Origin of the sequence: Haliea sp., from assembly GCF_040221975.1 — a bacterium.
Classification (GTDB): domain Bacteria; phylum Pseudomonadota; class Gammaproteobacteria; order Pseudomonadales; family Halieaceae; genus Haliea.
Genome location: NZ_JAVJWR010000031.1, coordinates 96,417 through 112,915 on the forward strand (window position 1 = coordinate 96,417; position 16,499 = coordinate 112,915).

Here is a 16,499-nt window from a genome sequence, read left to right on the forward strand (position 1 = left end):
AGCGCCATTCCCGATGCAGTGTCAGGCCGCCGCGGGCGACAGCATGGTGCCCGGGCAGGCACCGGTGCCCTGCTGGCCATCGAAGGTCACCTCCCCGTTCACCATGGTCATGCGCATCGGCGCCGGATCCCGGCTCCAGCGCCAGGTAAAGCCATCCTTGCCGTCGGGGACATCGTAGACCCGATTCATGTCCCGCTCCTGCACCTCGTCGAGGTTGAACACGGTGATATCCGCGCGCTTGCCAGTCGCCAGGGTGCCCCGGTCGCGGAAACCGAAGTGATCGGCCAGCTTGCCGGTCTGGATGTACACCGCCTCTTCGACGGACAAATCGCCAGAGCGAACGAAATCAGTGAACAGCTTGATATTCTCGCCGCCACCACACAGCATCTGGCCATGGGCGCCGGCATCGCTGATATTGCCCACGGAGTAAGGGTCCCGCATCAACTTGAGCACCATCTCCCGGTCGCGCTCGAAGGGCGGCATGGTCACGGTGGACTGCAGGCCATTGGCCAACAACCATTCCGCCATGGCGTCCGAAGGATGCACCGCTCCGATCTGCTGCTGGTACTCGCCCAGGGTCAGGTGGGTGGGGCCGGCACCGTTGTCAGAGTTCATCAGCAGCAGATGTTCAGCCCGCCCCTTGGGGAAGGGGGAGAACTCAAAGGTCTTGGTATCCCAGGATTCGCGCGCGCGCTGGCGCCAGTCGGGATCGCGCAACAGGGCGGCCTTGGCGTCGTCGCCCTCGGCGGTCACCACCTCGTGCCAGACATAGTCATTGGACTGGGCGAAAATCAGCGAACTCTGCACACTCAGGGTCGAGGTGACCGCAATGTGGGCATATCCGGTCCAGAAATCGCGGCCCTCGCGCTTGAACTGCTCGTGAATCTCCACCAGCGGCGCCTGGATGCCCATCATGTCGCGCTGGAACACCAGCGTCGGCAGGCCGGCCCACTGCACGCGAATGGGCATGCCCTCGGCCAGACGGCCGATGCGGCGCATGGTCTCCGGCGCGGTCATGTTGCGGAAGGTATCCACTATCACCTGCAGGCTGGCGCCCGGATGACGGCTGATCACTTCCATCAACGCACCCAGTTCGGCGTCATCCGCCTGCAGCGAGGGGACCGGACGATCCCGGCCATCGTGATCGAACAGGTTGGAGGACATGCCTAGGGCGCCCGCAGCCAGTGCCTCATCCAGCAGGGTACACATCTTCTTCACTTCCGCGGGGGTCGCCGCGCGGTCCCAGGCTTCCATGCCCATCGCCGCCAGCCGCAGGGCAATGTGGCCGCAGAAAGCTGCGTAGTTTGCGGGCAGCTTCACGTTGCGAATCATGGAATCCTTGTACTCGGGCCAGCTGCGCCAGTCCCAGGGCAGCTCCCTGAGGAATGGCTGCTCGGGAATATCCTCGAAGAAGGAAAAAATGCCCACCACCTCGCGGCGCGCCGCCTCGTCGTCAGAGACCGGGGCGACAGAGAAGCCGCAGTTACCCATTACCACGGTGCTCACGCCGTAGCCGGGCAGGGGATCCAGCTCCCGGTCCCACCACATGGCGCCGTCGAAGTGGGTGTGGCTCTCGATAAACCCGGGCGCGACACAACAACCGCTGGCGTCCACCACCTCCTCGCCCGGCTCCGGCTGCAGACCGGGCGCGACCGCCGTAATCACGCCGTCGCGGATGCGCACATCCGCGGCAAATGCCGGGGCGCCGGTGCCGTCGACTACCGTGCCGTTGCGAATTATGGTCTTGTTCATCGGTCGCTGCCTCGTTAATTATCATGTAGTGACAAGGGATGGCGACCGCACAGGACTCAGCTTGGTGCCATCCCACTACAACCAGTGTAGGTATTTTTAATAAGTATTTCCATAATTATTTGGCGAGCCGCTGCAGGTGCGCTTCGAGCCCGTCGACCATGGCCTGAAAGCCCAATTCCAGCACTTGCTGCCGCTGCACCTCAGGCAGGCGCTGGTTGAGTGTGGCCAGGTAAGGGGCATCTTCCGCCAGAGCTGCGGTAGTCAGCGGCGCCAGGCGCCGGGCGGGATCAGCAAACTCTTCGATATAGATCAGGCCCAGGGCCTGGCTGGTGATCCAGGCCAGCAGCAAAGCAGCGTGTTGTTCGTTGGCACCCGTATCCCGCAGTACCTCCAGCAGCGGGGAGAGAATGCGCCGCCAGGCGGGGGTTGCGCGACCCTCTATGGACATGATTCGCAGCGCCACCGGGTGCCGGTCACAGTGCCGGGCCAGCGCCCGCAGCCAGTCCCGCAGCACCGTCTGCCAGGGCGCGTCCACGGCGGTGCGCGGCGTCCGGAACTGGCTGAAGGAATGATCTGCGACCGCCTGCAACAGGACACTGGTATTGGGGAAATGGTTGTACAGGGACATCACCGGGATACTCAGCTGGCCGGCCACCTCGGCCATGCTGATTTCCTCGGGCGCCCGGTCCTCCAGTAGTGACATGGTCGCCTCGATCACGCCTTCGCGGGTGATTTTCGGCGGCCGGCCGCGGCTGCGGCGAGGCGGTGGCACGGGTTTGTGGCTGGACACAAAACCTCCTGGCGGATCAGCCTTCAACCCGCATCCCGTCAACCTTCTGTAAGCCCCGCGGCAGCTTGTTGCCGCGGCGGCCGCGCTCGCCCCGGTAGTGTTCCAGCTCGCTGAACTTGAGGGAGAGATGGCGCTTGCCCGCGAGGACCACCAGCGACTGGGCCTCGGTGATCACCTGCACCGTGACCAGGAACTCCTCGCGACTTTGTACCCGGGCGGAGGGGATGCCCATGATCTTGTTGCCCTTGCCGCGGGCGAGCTGCGGCAGGTCCACAAGCGGGAACACCAGCAGGCGGCCCTCATTGGATACCGCAGCCACCCAGGCACCCTCATCCTGCGCCGGCACCGGCACCGGCTGCAGCACCTGGCCGCCCTTGGGCAGTGACAACACGCCCTTGCCGGCCCGGTTCTTGCCCTGCAGATCCGAATACTGCGCGACAAAGCCGTAGCCGGCATCGCTGGCGAGCAGGAAGCGCTGACTGTCATCCGCCAGCAGCAGGCCTTCAAACGTGGCGCCGGACGGGGGGTTGATCCGGCCCGTCACCGGCTCCCCCTGACCCCGGGCCGAGGGCAGGTTGTGGGAGGACAGGGTATAGGCCCGGCCGGTGGAATCGAGGATCACGGTGGGCTGGTTGCTGCGGCCGCGGGCCTCCAGCTTGAAGCCGTCGCCGGATTTGTAGCTGAGGCTGGCGGAATCGATATCGTGGCCCTTGGCGGCGCGAATCCAGCCCTTTTCCGAGAGTACGACAGTGATCGGGTCAGCGCTCATCAACTCCAGTTCGCTGAAGGCCCGGGCCTCCTCGCGCTCCGCAATCGGCGAGCGGCGGTCGTCGCCGAACTGTTCGGCCACCGCCTGCAATTCCTTGCGAATCATGGTTTTCAGCCGCGCTTCACTGCCCAGAGTCAACTGCAGCTGGTCCCGCTCCTGCGCCAGCTCGTCCTGCTCGCCACGGATCTTCATCTCTTCCAGCTTGGCGAGGTTGCGCAGCTTCAGTTCCAGGATCGCTTCGGCCTGGGTATCGGTCAGGCCAAAGCGTGCCATCAGCGCGACCTTGGGCTTGTCCTCGGTGCGGATGATGTGGATCACCTCGTCGATATTGAGGTAGGCCACCAGGTAGCCTTCAAGGATATGCAGGCGCTTCAGCACCCGGTCGAGCCGGTATTCCAGGCGCCGTCGCACGGTGACGGTACGGAACTGCAGCCACTCGCGCAGAATCCGGTCCAGGGATTTCACCCCGGGACGGCCATCGGTACCGATCATGTTGAGATTGACCCGGTAGGTCTTCTCCAGGTCGGTGGTGGCAAACAGGTGGCTCATCACCGCCTCGAGGTCGACCCGGTTCGAACGCGGCACGATCACCAGCCGGGTCGGGTTCTCGTGGTCCGACTCATCCCGCAGGTCCGCCACCATGGGCAGCTTTTTCAGCTGCATCTGCTGGGCAATCTGCTCCAGCACCCGGGACCCGGACACCTGGTAGGGCAGGGCACGGACAATGATGTCGCCGCCCTCGCGCTCCCACACGGCGCGCATGCGCAGGCCGCCGCGGCCGGTCTCGTAGAGGGCGCGGATCTCGGCGCGAGGGGTGATGATCTCCGCCTCGGTGGGAAAATCCGGGCCCTGGACGTGCTCGCAAAGCTCCGCGACAGTGGCACGGGGCGACTCCAGCAGACGAATCGCCGCGGTCACCACCTCGCGCAGGTTGTGGGGGGGAATATCGGTAGCCATGCCCACCGCGATGCCGGTGGTGCCGTTGAGCAGCACATTGGGTACCTGCGCCGGCAGCACCGAAGGCTCCTCCAGGGTGCCATCGAAGTTCGGTACCCAGTCGGCGGTACCCTGGCCCAGCTCGCCCAGCAGCACATCGGCGTAAGCGGTAAGACGGGATTCGGTGTAGCGCATGGCGGCAAAGGACTTGGGATCATCCGGGGAGCCCCAGTTGCCCTGGCCGTCCACCAGCGGGTAGCGGTAGCTGAAATCCTGGGCCATCAACACCATGGCCTCGTAGGCAGCGCTGTCGCCGTGGGGGTGGAACTTGCCGATCACGTCGCCCACGGTGCGGGCGGATTTCTTGAACTTGGCGCTGGCCTTGAGGCCGAGCTCGCTCATGGCATAGATGATGCGCCGCTGAACCGGTTTCAGACCATCGCCGATGTGGGGCAGGGCGCGGTCGAGGATGACATACATGGAATAGTCCAGGTACGCCTTTTCTGTGTACTTCCGCAGCGACACCTGCTCGATGCCATCGCTGTCGATTTCCAGTATTTCAGACATGCAAAAAGAACCTGTTTCTGTTGCGGTTTATCAGGGGCAACAAGGCTGCTCCGGACCGGCGCTCAGCGACCGCTGGAATTGTTGCGCCAGCCTACCAGCTGCTCATTGAGGTTGACGATGGAGTTGGCCATGTCCACCAGCAGGCTGTGGATAGTGGCCGGGTTGCTCCTGATGAGATCGCTGAACTGTTCGTTCGGCACCTTCACGACGGAACAGCGCGTCCGCGCCCTCACCGTGGCACTGCGATCGGAGTGGGTGAGGGCTGCCATGGCGCCAAATATCTCGCCCTCGTTGATGCGACCGACGATCACATTGTCAACAATGACTTCCGCGATGCCGGCGGAGAGATTGAACACATAATCGGCGCGCTCACCCTGCTGGATAATGATCTCCCCTGGCTGGAACTCCTCGAAACCGGGAGTGGCCACCGCGTTTTCCCGGGTATTGGCTGCGGTGATCCGCAGCATGAGCCCGGCGTAGGTGATCAGCAGGCGGGTCCAGACCTTCACCGCACTGGGTTCGCTGAACACGCGCTGCATGAACTCCAGGCCGGAATAGCCATAGAGACTGGCACCGGCCTCGCTGCCATAGAATACCGCCATGCCGGCGTGGCTGGTGCCGGCAATGTCCGGGAGCAGCAGGTCCCCCTCGTCGAGAATGTACACAGTGCGGTCCTGGTAGCGGGCCGACAGGGAGCCACTGTCGACAAGATAGAAGCGGTTGCCGTCGAAGCCGCGAAAATTGCCCTGTCTGACAGCATCCACCTCCATCCTGACCGGAGGGATATTGACAATATCGATGAGCGCAGACACCAGCTCCTTGAACTGCTTGTTCAAGCGGGAGAAGTCCTGCGAAAGTTCTGCGTTGACCAGCATCGCTGTGCTCTTGGTAGTTGCCACGGAGACTCTGGCGGCCTCTTTGCCCCGGCTGCGAGCTTCAGGTGCGACCTGTCTGCCCGCGCACGCCCCATCCCGAATAGTAGCAACTAATCCCCGGCCGGAGAATCGCCAACCCGGGTTTATTGCACTTTACCCGGGCGCACCCTGGCGGTTCGCATGGTAAAATCCCCGTTTCCATCCAACGGACCCGTGAACGTGAAAATCAGCCACCAGACCGTCGCCAGCTTCCACTACACGCTCCGCAACTCCAGCGGAGAAGACCTTGAAACTTCCCGGGACGGAGAAGCCACCGCCTATCTGCACGGCGCCAACAACATCATTCCGGCGCTGGAGACCGCGCTGGAGGGGCTTGAGACCGGCGCCCATACCGAGATCACCCTGGCCCCGGAGCAGGCCTACGGCGAGCGCCGCGAGGACCGGGTGCAGAAAGTACCGGTCAAGCACCTGGTCTACCGCGGCACCCTCAAGCCCGGCATGACCGTGCAGCTGAACACTGCCGAGGGGCGCCATCCGGTAACGGTGACCAAGGTCGGGCGCCACAGTGCCGAAGTAGACACCAATCACCCGCTGGCGGGCCAGACCCTGGTGTTCGATATCGACATCGTCGATGTGCGTGCGGCAACCCCCGAGGAAGTCGCCCATGGCCACGCCCACGGCGCCGGCGGCCACCACCACTGACGATGACACGGCGCTGGCTGAACACACCGTTTGCCGCTCTCGACGCTGCCCAACTGTACGACCTGCTGCAACTGCGCCAGGATGTATTCGTGGTGGAGCAGAACTGCGCCTATGCAGACCTCGACGGTCTGGATCAGCAGGGCTGGCACATGCGCTGCCTGCAGGGGGATCTGGTGCTGGCCTACCAGCGCTGCCTGCCGCCGGGGATCTCCTGTCCAGAAAGCTCCCTGGGCCGCATCGTGGTGAGCCCGCAAGCCAGGGGCACGGGGCTGGGGCGGGACCTGGTCCAGCGCGGAGTCGATTTCAACCGCCGGCAGTGGCCGCAATCCGACATTTATATCGGTGCCCAGGCTTATTTGCAGGCGTTTTACGATAGCCTCGGTTTTGTCAGCGAGGGCGAACCCTACCTCGAAGACGGTATTCTCCACGTCCACATGCGACTGCGGCTCAGCTGACCTCCAGCAGGAAGGTAACCGGGCCGTCGTTAACCAGGCTTACCTGCATGTCGGCGCCAAACTCGCCGGCCGCCACCTGCGGATGACGCTGCCGCAGCCCGGCCAGTACCCAGTCATAGAGGGGCTCTGCCTCGGCGGGTGGCATGGCGCTGGAAAAGCCCGGTCGCAGCCCCCTGCGGGTATCGGCGGACAGGGTGAACTGTGACACCAGCAACACGCCACCCCCGACATCCACCACGCTGCTGTTCATGCGCCCCTGGTCATCGGCGAACATCCGGTAGGCCAGCAGCCGGTCCAGCAGGCGGGCGCCCTGGTCGCGGCTGTCACCCGCATCCAGACCGAGAAAGACCAGTAGCCCGGGACCTATTGCGCCCACACAGCGACCCTCCACCAGTACGCTGGCACGGGCAACCCGCTGCAGCAGCGCTTTCACGTTGCCGACCGCAGTACCGCCTGACGCGGCGGCAGCTGCTCAGGCACGACTGGCGCGGCGGCGCTCGTGTTCGAGCAACAGTTTCTTGCGCAGGCGGATACTTTCCGGGGTCACCTCCACCAGTTCGTCATCCTCGACGAATTCCAGCGCCTGCTCCAGGCTGTGGCGCACATGGGGCGTCAGGGTCAGGGCCTCATCGGTGCCCGAGGCACGGACGTTGGTCAGCTGCTTGCCCTTGATCGGGTTCACGGTCAGGTCATTGTTGCGGCTGTGCAGGCCGATGATCTGGCCTTCGTACACTTCCACGTTGGGGCCGATGAACAGGCGCCCGCGATCCTGCAGGGTAAACAGGGAGTAGGCCAGGGTCTTGCCCTTGACCATGGACACCAGCACCCCGTTGCTGCGCCTGGCGATCTCCTGGTTTTTCACCGGACCGTAGTGGTCGAATACGTGGGTGAGAATCCCGCTGCCCGAGGTCATGGTCATGAACATGCCGCGGAAGCCGATCAGGCCTCGGGCGGGGATGATGAACTCCAGCCGCACCCGACCCTGGCCGTCGGGAGCCATGTTCTCCAGCGAGGCGCGACGCAGGCCCAGCTCTTCCATGACCGCGCCCTGGTGCTGCTCTTCACAGTCAATCACCAATTGCTCATAGGGCTCCTGCATCACTCCGTCGATTTCCTTCTGGATCACTTCCGGGCGGGACACCCCCAGCTCAAAGCCCTCGCGACGCATGTTCTCGATCAACACCGACAGGTGCAGCTCACCGCGCCCGGAAACCTTGAACTTGTCCGGCGTATCGCCCGGCTCCACCCGCAGGGCGACGTTGTGGATCAGCTCCCGCTCCAGCCGCTCCTTGATGTTGCGGGTGGTGACAAACTTGCCCTCGCGCCCGGCGAAGGGCGAGTCGTTGACCTGGAAGGTCATGCTGACAGTGGGTTCATCCACGGTCAGCGGCGGCAGGGCCACCACACTGGCGGGGTCGCACAGCGTATCGGAGATATTCAGGCCCTCGATACCGGTAACGCAGACGATGTCGCCCGCCTCCGCCACCGGCACTTCCACCCGCTCCAGCCCCATGTAGCCCATGACCTGCAGGATGCGGCCGTTGCGGGTCTTGCCATTGGCACCGATCACCGTGACCTGGGTATTGGGCTTGAGCATGCCGCGGGTGATGCGACCGACGCCAATGACCCCGACATAGCTGTTGTAGTCCAGGGCACTGATCTGCAGCTGCAGCGGACCGTCCCGGTTCACCGCCGGCGCCGGCACCTTGTCGATGACGGTCTGGAACAGAGGCTCCATGTCCGCCGCCATGTCCGCATGGTCGAGACCGGCGATGCCCTGGATCGCGGAGGCGAAGACAATGGGGAAGTCGAGCTGCTCATCGGTGGCGCCCAGACGGACAAACAGGTCGAACACCTGGTCCACGACCCAATCCGGGCGCGCCCCCGGACGGTCGACCTTGTTGATTACCACTATCGGGTTCAGGCCCTGCTCGAAAGCCTTGGAGGTCACGAAACGGGTCTGGGGCATGGGTCCGTCCACCGCATCCACCAGCAGCAGCACCGAGTCCACCATCGACAGCACCCGCTCCACCTCGCCGCCGAAGTCGGCGTGTCCGGGGGTGTCGACGATGTTGATCCGGTAGTCGTGCCACTTGATCGCGGTATTCTTGGCGAGGATGGTAATACCGCGCTCACGCTCCTGGTCGTTCGAATCCATGATCCGCTCCGCGCCCTCGGATCGACGATCCAGGGTGCCGGACTGGTTCAACAGACAGTCCACCAGGGTGGTCTTGCCGTGGTCAACGTGGGCGATAATGGCGATGTTGCGAAGCTTCTCGATCAAGGGAATTCCTCGGTCCGGGGACCTGGCAGTAAAAAAGGCGGCGGATTATACCCCGGCAGTGGCCGCAGATGCAGTGAGGGATTGTGGTTATAGTGCTGTATTTCGCGTGCCCCGGGCTCCCGGACACACTCCACCCGGTTACGGACGCCACATCCCAACCGCCAGCAGCCACGCCTCCCCTTCTCGGCGGCAGTTACGCACCACGATGGAGCGCAGGTGCGTTATTATGGTGCACAGGAATCGCGCATCCGTTCCGATGTGGTGATAACATGCAGAGAATCAGCTGCTTAACGCCTTTCATTTTTTGGCACGGGTTTTGCTCGAAGCTAAGATGCCAAGATTCTCTGGCCGCTGTCGGAGCGCTCGCAAGCAACCGCTGCACCAGGAACACGCACTGCGCCAAATTTGTGGCACGACTTAAAATCCCATGGAGGACATCCAATGTCAGAGCATACTCTGAACCTGATCAAAGAAAGCGAAGCCCGCTGGGTAGACCTGCGTTTCACCGACACCAAGGGCAAGGAGCAGCACGTCACCATACCTGCCACCGCAGTGGACGACGACTTCTTCGAGGATGGCCAGATGTTCGATGGCTCCTCCATCGCCGGCTGGAAGGGCATCAATGAATCCGACATGATCCTGATGCCGGACGACAGCAGCAGCGTGCTGGACCCCTTCACTGATGACACGACCGTCATCCTGCGCTGCGACATCGTCGAGCCCAGCACCATGCAGGGCTACGAGCGGGACCCGCGCTCCGTCGCCCACCGGGCCCAGGAATACCTCAAGTCAACCGGCATCGGCGACACCGCTTTCTTCGGCCCCGAGCCGGAATTCTTTGTCTTTGATGACATCAAGTGGCACGCGGACATCTCCGGAGCCGGCTATGCCATCAGTTCCTCCGAGGCCGCCTGGTCTTCCAACCTGCATCAGGAAGACGGCAATACCGGCCACCGTCCGCGGGTCAAGGGCGGCTACTTCCCGGTCCCGCCGGTGGACTCGCTGCACGATATTCGTGCCGCCATGTGCACCGCCATGGAACAGATGGGCCTGGGCATAGAGGTGCACCACCACGAAGTCGGCACCGCCGGCCAGTGCGAGATCGGGGTCAAGTTCAACACCCTGGTGAAGAAGGCTGACGAAGTGCAGATCCTCAAGTACTGCGTGCACAACGTTGCCCACGCCTACGGCAAGACCGCGACTTTCATGCCCAAGCCGCTGGTCGGGGACAATGGTTCCGGCATGCACGTCCACATGTCCATCTCCAAGGACGGCACCAACCTGTTCGCCGGTGATGGCTACTCCGGCCTGTCGGAAATGGCCCTGTACTATATTGGCGGTGTGATCAAGCATGCCAAGGCCCTGAACGCCTTCACCAACCCGGGGACCAACTCCTACAAGCGCCTGGTACCCGGTTTCGAAGCGCCGGTCATGCTGGCCTACTCGGCCCGCAACCGCTCGGCCTCCATCCGCATCCCCTACGTGGCCAGTCCCAAAGGCAAGCGCGTGGAAGTACGCTTCCCCGATCCGTCCGCCAACCCCTACCTGGCCTTCGCCGCCCTGCTGATGGCCGGCCTCGACGGCATCCAGAACAAGCTCCACCCCGGCGATGCGGCGGACAAGGACCTGTACGACCTGCCACCCGAGGAAGGCAAGGCCATCCCAACCGTCTGCTCCAGCCTGCCCGAGGCCCTGGCCGCACTGGATGCGGACCGCGCCTTCCTGACCGCCGGCGGGGTCTTCACTGACGACATGATCGACGGCTACATTGAGCTCAAGCAGGCCGATGTGCAGCGCCTGAACATGACCACGCACCCGGTCGAGTTCGACATGTACTACTCCGTGTAACACGGTTCACCTCGATGTTTTCCGGCCCGCCCTGTGCGGGCCTTTTTTTTGCCTCTGCGCAGGCCCGGGCACAGCGAGCCCGGGGAGAGTGGCGTAGGTCGCGGCGCTGTTTTCTGCTATCTTCGTAATTGCTGCCTGGAAGGGGGACGACCATCATGAGGCATTGTCTGCTGCTGTTACTCCTGCTGCTGCCGTGGGCGCTACAGGCACAACCCATCTACAAGTCCACCGATGCCCAGGGCAACGTGGTGTACACCGACAAGCCGCCCGCCGCAGGGGTGGCCAGCGAGGAAATCAAGCTGAAACGGCTGAACACTGCGCCGGCACCAGAGCCGCAGCCGCAGCGTGCCCGCGAAGCCGGGAACAGTGCCGAGTCACGGCCGGCGCTTGCAGTCAGCATCGTGGCGCCGGAAGACCAGACCGTCATTCCCATGGGGGGCGGTGATTTCGACGTCCGGGCCAGCGTCACACCCCCGCTTGGACCCGGGGAACGGCTGCAACTGCGCCTGGACGGTACCGCGAGCGGAGAGCCCCAGGCCAGCACCAATTGGTCACTGCGCAACGTATTGCGCGGCGGCCACGACCTGAGCATTGATCGCCTCGATGCGGATGGCAAGGTGGTCGCACAGTCGGACCCCGTTCACGTCCAGGTCATGCGGCCCTTCAATATCCAGAACCGCAACTGATCTTTTCCGGAGCCGCGCTCCGGGACCCGGGACTGGACAGCAGCACGCCCTCTGTGCACCATGATGGTGCGCGCGTGGTCCAACCCTCAACGGATTCTGGCCACGATCGCGCAGGCTCTCGGCAAATGGCCTGAAACCGTCAAGGAGTGTGCGCACGCTTACCCGGTATGATCTTTAAATACTGGAGGCCACTCAGGAAGCAGGACCTGAGCGGAATTGGCTTGGTTCTTGCTTTTCCAAGGTGCATGCCGTCGTACCGCGGTCGATCATGGGGCAGGAATGCTACACAAACCCGACATTCTGGATCACATCAGCACCGGCATCGTGGCTCTGGATGCCGGACTCTACGTCCTGGCGATCAATTCCGCTGCGGAAGTGTTGCTGGAAGCATCCGCCACCCGGGCCCTCGGTGCGCACGCACGTCAGCTGGTTCTGCAGTCGCGGGAGTTCCTGCAGACTCTCGAGCAGGCCAGGGACACCCGGGCCACCCTCGCTCGCCGCGGCCTGACCCTGACTACGCATTCCGGCCAGGACATACAGATCGACCTGATCGTTACCGCGATGACGGGAGAGGGCGGGGACTACCTGCTGCTGGAGCTGATTCCGGTGGACAGACTGCAGCGCATCAGCCGCGAAGAGAGCATGCTGCATGCCCAGGAGACAACCCGGGCGGTAATCAGGGGCCTCGCCCACGAGATCAAGAACCCCCTCGGCGGGGTCCGTGGCGCGGCGCAACTGCTGGCCAAGGAGCTGCCCAACGAGGAACTGGTGGAGTACACCCGTATCATTATCCGCGAAGCGGACCGTCTGCGGGATCTGGTGGACCGTCTGCTGGGACCCAACCACCGACTGGTCATCGAACAATCCAACATCCACGAGATCCTCGAACATGTTCGCAACCTGATCTCCGCGGAAGTCGACAACAAGGTCACAATCAGCCGCGACTACGACCCCAGCCTGCCGACACTGCCCGCGGACAGGTCACAGCTGATCCAGGCAGTGCTCAACATCATGCGCAATGCGCTGCAGGCTGCGGAGGATCCCGAGGCCTGTCACATTCTGTTGCGCACCCGCTCCCAGCGCCAATTCACCATCGGTGGCCAGCGCCACCGGCTGGTGTGCCGCGTCGACATCATCGACAACGGGCCGGGCATACCGCAGGACCTGCAGCAGGCCATATTCATGCCCATGGTGACCGGCCGCCCCGACGGCACCGGACTGGGCCTGTCCATCGCCCAATCCATCGTCAATCGTCATGGCGGCCTGCTGGAGTGCGCCAGCGAACCCGGCAATACCCGGTTCACCCTCTATTTACCCATGGAACACAGCAATGCAGAGACACGCTAGAGTCTGGGTCGTCGACGACGACAGCTCCATTCGCTGGGTGCTGGAGCGCGCCCTCAGCCAGGCCGGCATAGACAACGAAAGTTTTGCCGACGGCGACCAGATACTGGAGCGGATCAAGGCGGAACAGCCCGATGTGATTATCAGCGACATCCGCATGCCCGGCATTGATGGACTCGACCTGCTGTCGCGGATCAATCAGGAATACCCGGAGCTGCCGGTTATCATCACCACTGCCCACTCCGACCTGGACAGCGCGGTCGCCTCCTATCAGCGCGGCGCCTTCGAGTACCTGCCCAAGCCCTTCGATATCGACGAAGTGGTCGCCATCACCGAGCGGGCACTGGCCCAGGCCCGGGAAAAACGCGGTGAAATGGCCCTGCCGGAAACCCTGCCGGAGACCGAAATTATCGGTGAGGCGCCGGCGATGCAGGAAGTGTTCCGGGCTATCGGCAGGCTCGCACAGAGCAATATCACCGTACTCATCAACGGGGAATCGGGCACCGGCAAGGAACTGGTCGCACGTGCCCTGCACCGCCACAGCCCGCGTGCGCAACGCCCCTTTATCGCCCTCAACATGGCGGCCATTCCCCGGGACCTGATGGAATCGGAACTGTTCGGCCACGAAAAGGGAGCCTTCACCGGCGCCAACAGCAAGCGCGAGGGTCGCTTTGAACAGGCCAATGGCGGCACCCTGTTCCTCGACGAAATCGGCGACATGCCGGCGGAAACCCAGACCCGGCTGCTGCGGGTGCTGGCCGACGGCGAATTCTACCGGGTCGGCGGCCACACCCCGGTCAAGGTGGACGTGCGGATTATCGCCGCCACCCACCAGGACCTGGAAGAACGGGTACAGAAGGGGGACTTCCGCGAGGACCTGTTCCATCGCCTGAATGTCATCCGCATCCATATTCCGCGACTGGCAGAACGGCGCGAAGATATTCCCCGGCTGATGAAATTCTTTTTCCGCAAGGCCGCTGACGAGCTGGGGGGTGAAACCAAGATCCTGCTCCCGGAGACCGAACGCTACCTCACCACCCTCTCCTGGCCCGGCAACGTGCGGCAACTGGAGAATACCTGTCGCTGGCTCACTGTCATGGCATCGGGGCGGGAAATCCACCTGCGGGACCTGCCGCCAGAGCTGGGCAAAGTGCCCACCGCAACTGCCACCGAGACCGCCACCGAGTGGAACGAGCTGCTCTGCAACTGGGCCCGCAACGAACTGGTACAGGGCAAGCATCACATCCTGCGCCAGGCGGTGCCGATGTTCGAACGGGCGATGATCGAAGTGGCCCTGGACCACACCCAGGGTCGCAAGCGGGACGCGGCAGAACTGCTGGGCTGGGGCAGAAATACCCTGACCCGGAAGATGAAAGACCTGAACATGCAGGACTGAAGGCGCGGTCACGCTTCCCCCGGGAGGCGGATACCCCGATAATCCGCCAATGCTGAACGTCGTCCTGTACCAGCCGGAGATTCCCCCCAACACCGGCAACATCATCCGCCTCTGCGCCAACACCGGCTGCCAGCTGCACCTGGTCGAGCCGCTGGGATTCACGCTGGACGACAAGCGCCTGCGCCGGGCCGGGCTGGACTACCGCGAATTCGCCCCCCTCAAGGTGCATCCGGACATGGCCAGCCTGCTGGCGGCGCTGCCGGAATCCAGGCTGCTCGCAGTCAGCACCCGGGGCCGAACGCCCTATCACGAGGTCGCCTACCGCGCCGGCGATGCCATCCTGTTCGGCCCCGAAACCCGCGGCCTGCCAGCATCGCTACTGGAGTCCCTGCCCCCGGAGCAGGTCGTGCGCATCCCCATGCAGGACAACAGCCGCAGCCTCAACCTCAGCAACGCCGCGGCAATCCTCTGCTACGAAGCCCTGCGCCAGTTGGGTTTTTCGGGCTTAAAGTAGCGGAGCTGCGCCCGGAGATACTACCAGGGGCTGGCCGGACACGCCGTGGATACATCCTTGTAGGCTCGGTGACGGCATCCATGCCGTCAACGGTCCGGCCAACCCCTGGTAGTATCTCCGGGCGCTCAACCTTGGGCACGAAAACAGAGCGCATCCACCAACCAGCCCGGAGGACCTTGGGCTCCATGTATTTCAGAGCCAAAAAAAGGGGCCGAAGCCCCTTTACGCCAGCTTGAGAACGAGTCTCAGTGGCTGACTTCCGGGTCACCGGTCGGCGCGGCTGCGCCTTGCTCCTGGGACTTGGCCAGCGCCTGCTGGTAGAGCCCGTCAAAATTGACCGGCGCCAGCATGATCGGCGGGAAGCCGCCCTTGACGCAGAGAGAGTCCAGATTCTCGCGCGCGTAGGGGAAGAGGATGGTCGGGGCGGCAGTTGCCAGTACCCGGCGCAGATTTTCACCCTCGATACCGGTGATCATGAAGATGCCCGCCTGCTGGACTTCCACCAGGAACGCGGTTTCTTCTTCCAGTTTGGCGGTGACGGTAATGGTCAGCACCACCTCGAAGTTGCCCTGCTCGTCGACCCGGTCGCTCTTGGTGTTCAGGTCCACATTGACCTTGGGTTGCCACTGCTTGCGGAACACACCGGGGCTGGCGGGGGACTCAAACGACAGGTCCTTGGTGTAAATGCGCTGCAGCGCGAACTGCTGTTGCACCTGGTCCTGCGCGGTTCCTGCTGGTTGTGCTTGTTCGTCGGCCATCGAGCCGTCCTCCATTGGTTGCGTTATCGGGTTGGCGCCTGTTGCGCCGTTGTCAGTAAAGCGTCGAGGCGGCCGTGCCGGTCCAGCGCCGCCAGGTCATCGAAGCCGCCCACATGAACGTCACCTATCCATATCTGGGGAACCGTGTGCTGTCCGCTCAGGCGCGCCAACTCGGCACGCTTCTCGCGGTCACCGTCTACAGGGATCTCGGTAAATTCCACCTGCCTGTTCTTGAGCAGGTGCTTTGCCGCAACACAGTAGGGGCAAAAGCGGGTGGTATACAAAGTGACCTGGGGTTTCATGCCAGCTGGCGCCTTATTTGACCGTGGGCAACTGCAGGTTGCCCCACTCCATCATGCCGCCGCCCATCTTGTAGACTTTCTCAAAGCCCGCGGCCTTGAGCTGCTTGCCGGCAGCGCCGGCACTCTGACCCATTTTACAGACCAGGATCACCGGCCGCTGCTTGAACTTCCCCAACTCGTCAATGCGGGCGCCAAGCTTGGGGGCGGGAATGTGCACCGAGTCGACAATGTGCCCCGCCTTGTATTCAGCGGCATCGCGCAGATCGACAAAGACACCGTCCTCGGCGTTCACCAGGTTGATCGCCTGCTGCGGGGTCAGGGAGGGCCCGGACTTGCGGGTCTCGTGCATCACCAGCATCGCAACAACGGCCAGCAGCGCCGCGAACAGCACCCACTGCTGTACAAAAAATTCCAGAAACAGGGCCATGGTCCGGCTTTGCTCTCACCTTCGCAGATTGGGTCGGATACGGCGACCGGCACGGGCCTGAAACCCTGTAGCCGGAGGCAGCGCAGAAAAGGGC

At 63.4% G+C, this 16,499-nt stretch carries 16 protein-coding genes; 7 read left to right on the forward strand and 9 right to left on the reverse strand.

Features of this window, described 5'->3' with window-relative positions; translation table 11 throughout:
* Nucleotides 1-21 precede the first annotated feature (21 nt).
* The 4 genes from RLO07_RS13345 to RLO07_RS13360 form a co-directional block, all read right to left on the reverse strand.
* Nucleotides 22-1,752, reverse strand: a complete 1,731-nt coding sequence (locus RLO07_RS13345) for an N-acyl-D-amino-acid deacylase family protein (protein WP_462292624.1) — start codon at nucleotides 1,750-1,752, stop codon at nucleotides 22-24.
* Nucleotides 1,753-1,867: 115 nt separating this feature from the next.
* A complete protein-coding gene (locus RLO07_RS13350; protein ID WP_462292625.1) occupies nucleotides 1,868-2,542 on the reverse strand; it encodes a TetR/AcrR family transcriptional regulator in 675 nt (224 codons plus the stop codon).
* Nucleotides 2,543-2,558: 16 nt separating this feature from the next.
* Nucleotides 2,559-4,814, reverse strand: a complete 2,256-nt coding sequence (gene parC, locus RLO07_RS13355) for a DNA topoisomerase IV subunit A (protein ID WP_462292626.1) — start codon at nucleotides 4,812-4,814, stop codon at nucleotides 2,559-2,561.
* Between the two features lie 62 nt (nucleotides 4,815-4,876).
* Complete coding sequence (locus tag RLO07_RS13360) at nucleotides 4,877-5,713, reverse strand: cyclic nucleotide-binding domain-containing protein (protein ID WP_462292627.1); 837 nt, start codon at nucleotides 5,711-5,713, stop codon at nucleotides 4,877-4,879.
* Nucleotides 5,714-5,908: 195 nt separating this feature from the next.
* On the opposite strand from RLO07_RS13360, the gene RLO07_RS13365 reads away from it, so the two are divergent.
* Together RLO07_RS13365 and RLO07_RS13370 are read left to right on the forward strand one after the other, a co-directional pair.
* Nucleotides 5,909-6,391, forward strand: a complete 483-nt coding sequence (locus RLO07_RS13365; RefSeq protein ID WP_462292628.1) for an FKBP-type peptidyl-prolyl cis-trans isomerase — start codon at nucleotides 5,909-5,911, stop codon at nucleotides 6,389-6,391.
* A gap of 2 nt (nucleotides 6,392-6,393) precedes the next feature.
* The gene (locus tag RLO07_RS13370) at nucleotides 6,394-6,846 is read left to right on the forward strand and encodes a GNAT family N-acetyltransferase (RefSeq protein WP_462292629.1); all 453 of its coding nucleotides are present in this window, start codon (nucleotides 6,394-6,396) and stop codon (nucleotides 6,844-6,846) included.
* On the opposite strand, the gene dtd is transcribed toward RLO07_RS13370, so the two are convergent.
* Both dtd and typA read right to left on the reverse strand, forming a co-directional pair.
* The gene (gene dtd, locus RLO07_RS13375) at nucleotides 6,839-7,279 is read right to left on the reverse strand and encodes a D-aminoacyl-tRNA deacylase (protein ID WP_462292630.1); all 441 of its coding nucleotides are present in this window, start codon (nucleotides 7,277-7,279) and stop codon (nucleotides 6,839-6,841) included. The two genes, RLO07_RS13370 and dtd, sit on opposite strands and share 8 nt — an antisense overlap.
* Nucleotides 7,280-7,318: 39 nt before the next feature.
* Nucleotides 7,319-9,130 carry a translational GTPase TypA gene (typA, locus tag RLO07_RS13380; RefSeq protein WP_462292631.1) on the reverse strand — a complete coding sequence of 604 codons (1,812 nt, stop codon included), beginning with the start codon at nucleotides 9,128-9,130 and terminating at the stop codon, nucleotides 7,319-7,321.
* Nucleotides 9,131-9,571: 441 nt separating this feature from the next.
* Between typA and glnA the strand changes: the two genes are divergently transcribed.
* The 5 genes from glnA (at nucleotide 9,572) to trmL (ending at nucleotide 14,918) form a co-directional block, all read left to right on the forward strand.
* Nucleotides 9,572-10,978 (forward strand): glutamate--ammonia ligase, encoded by a 1,407-nt coding sequence (glnA, locus tag RLO07_RS13385; RefSeq protein ID WP_462292632.1) that lies wholly within the window; start codon nucleotides 9,572-9,574, stop codon nucleotides 10,976-10,978.
* A 155-nt stretch (nucleotides 10,979-11,133) separates the two neighbouring features.
* Complete coding sequence (locus tag RLO07_RS13390; RefSeq protein ID WP_462292633.1) at nucleotides 11,134-11,664, forward strand: DUF4124 domain-containing protein; 531 nt, start codon at nucleotides 11,134-11,136, stop codon at nucleotides 11,662-11,664.
* Between the two features lie 279 nt (nucleotides 11,665-11,943).
* Nucleotides 11,944-13,011, forward strand: coding sequence for a nitrogen regulation protein NR(II) (glnL, locus tag RLO07_RS13395; protein ID WP_462292634.1), 1,068 nt, complete (start codon nucleotides 11,944-11,946; stop codon nucleotides 13,009-13,011).
* Entirely contained in the window at nucleotides 12,995-14,404 is a 1,410-nt protein-coding gene (gene glnG / locus RLO07_RS13400; protein WP_462292635.1) for a nitrogen regulation protein NR(I), read from the forward strand. Before glnL ends, glnG begins: the two co-directional genes overlap by 17 nt.
* Nucleotides 14,405-14,453: 49 nt before the next feature.
* The gene (gene trmL / locus RLO07_RS13405; protein WP_462292636.1) at nucleotides 14,454-14,918 is read left to right on the forward strand and encodes a tRNA (uridine(34)/cytosine(34)/5-carboxymethylaminomethyluridine(34)-2'-O)-methyltransferase TrmL; all 465 of its coding nucleotides are present in this window, start codon (nucleotides 14,454-14,456) and stop codon (nucleotides 14,916-14,918) included.
* 245 nt (nucleotides 14,919-15,163) lie between these two features.
* Here the strand turns inward: trmL and secB are convergent, their stop codons facing one another.
* From secB to RLO07_RS13420, 3 genes are read right to left on the reverse strand one after another with little or no spacing between them, the layout of a single operon-like run.
* Nucleotides 15,164-15,676, reverse strand: a complete 513-nt coding sequence (gene secB, locus RLO07_RS13410) for a protein-export chaperone SecB (protein WP_462292637.1) — start codon at nucleotides 15,674-15,676, stop codon at nucleotides 15,164-15,166.
* A gap of 23 nt (nucleotides 15,677-15,699) precedes the next feature.
* Complete coding sequence (gene grxC / locus RLO07_RS13415; RefSeq protein ID WP_462292638.1) at nucleotides 15,700-15,978, reverse strand: glutaredoxin 3; 279 nt, start codon at nucleotides 15,976-15,978, stop codon at nucleotides 15,700-15,702.
* Nucleotides 15,979-15,991: 13 nt separating this feature from the next.
* On the reverse strand, nucleotides 15,992-16,405 hold the full coding sequence (locus RLO07_RS13420; protein WP_462292639.1) for a rhodanese-like domain-containing protein: 414 nt from the start codon (nucleotides 16,403-16,405) through the stop codon (nucleotides 15,992-15,994).
* Nucleotides 16,406-16,499: the final 94 nt, after the last annotated feature.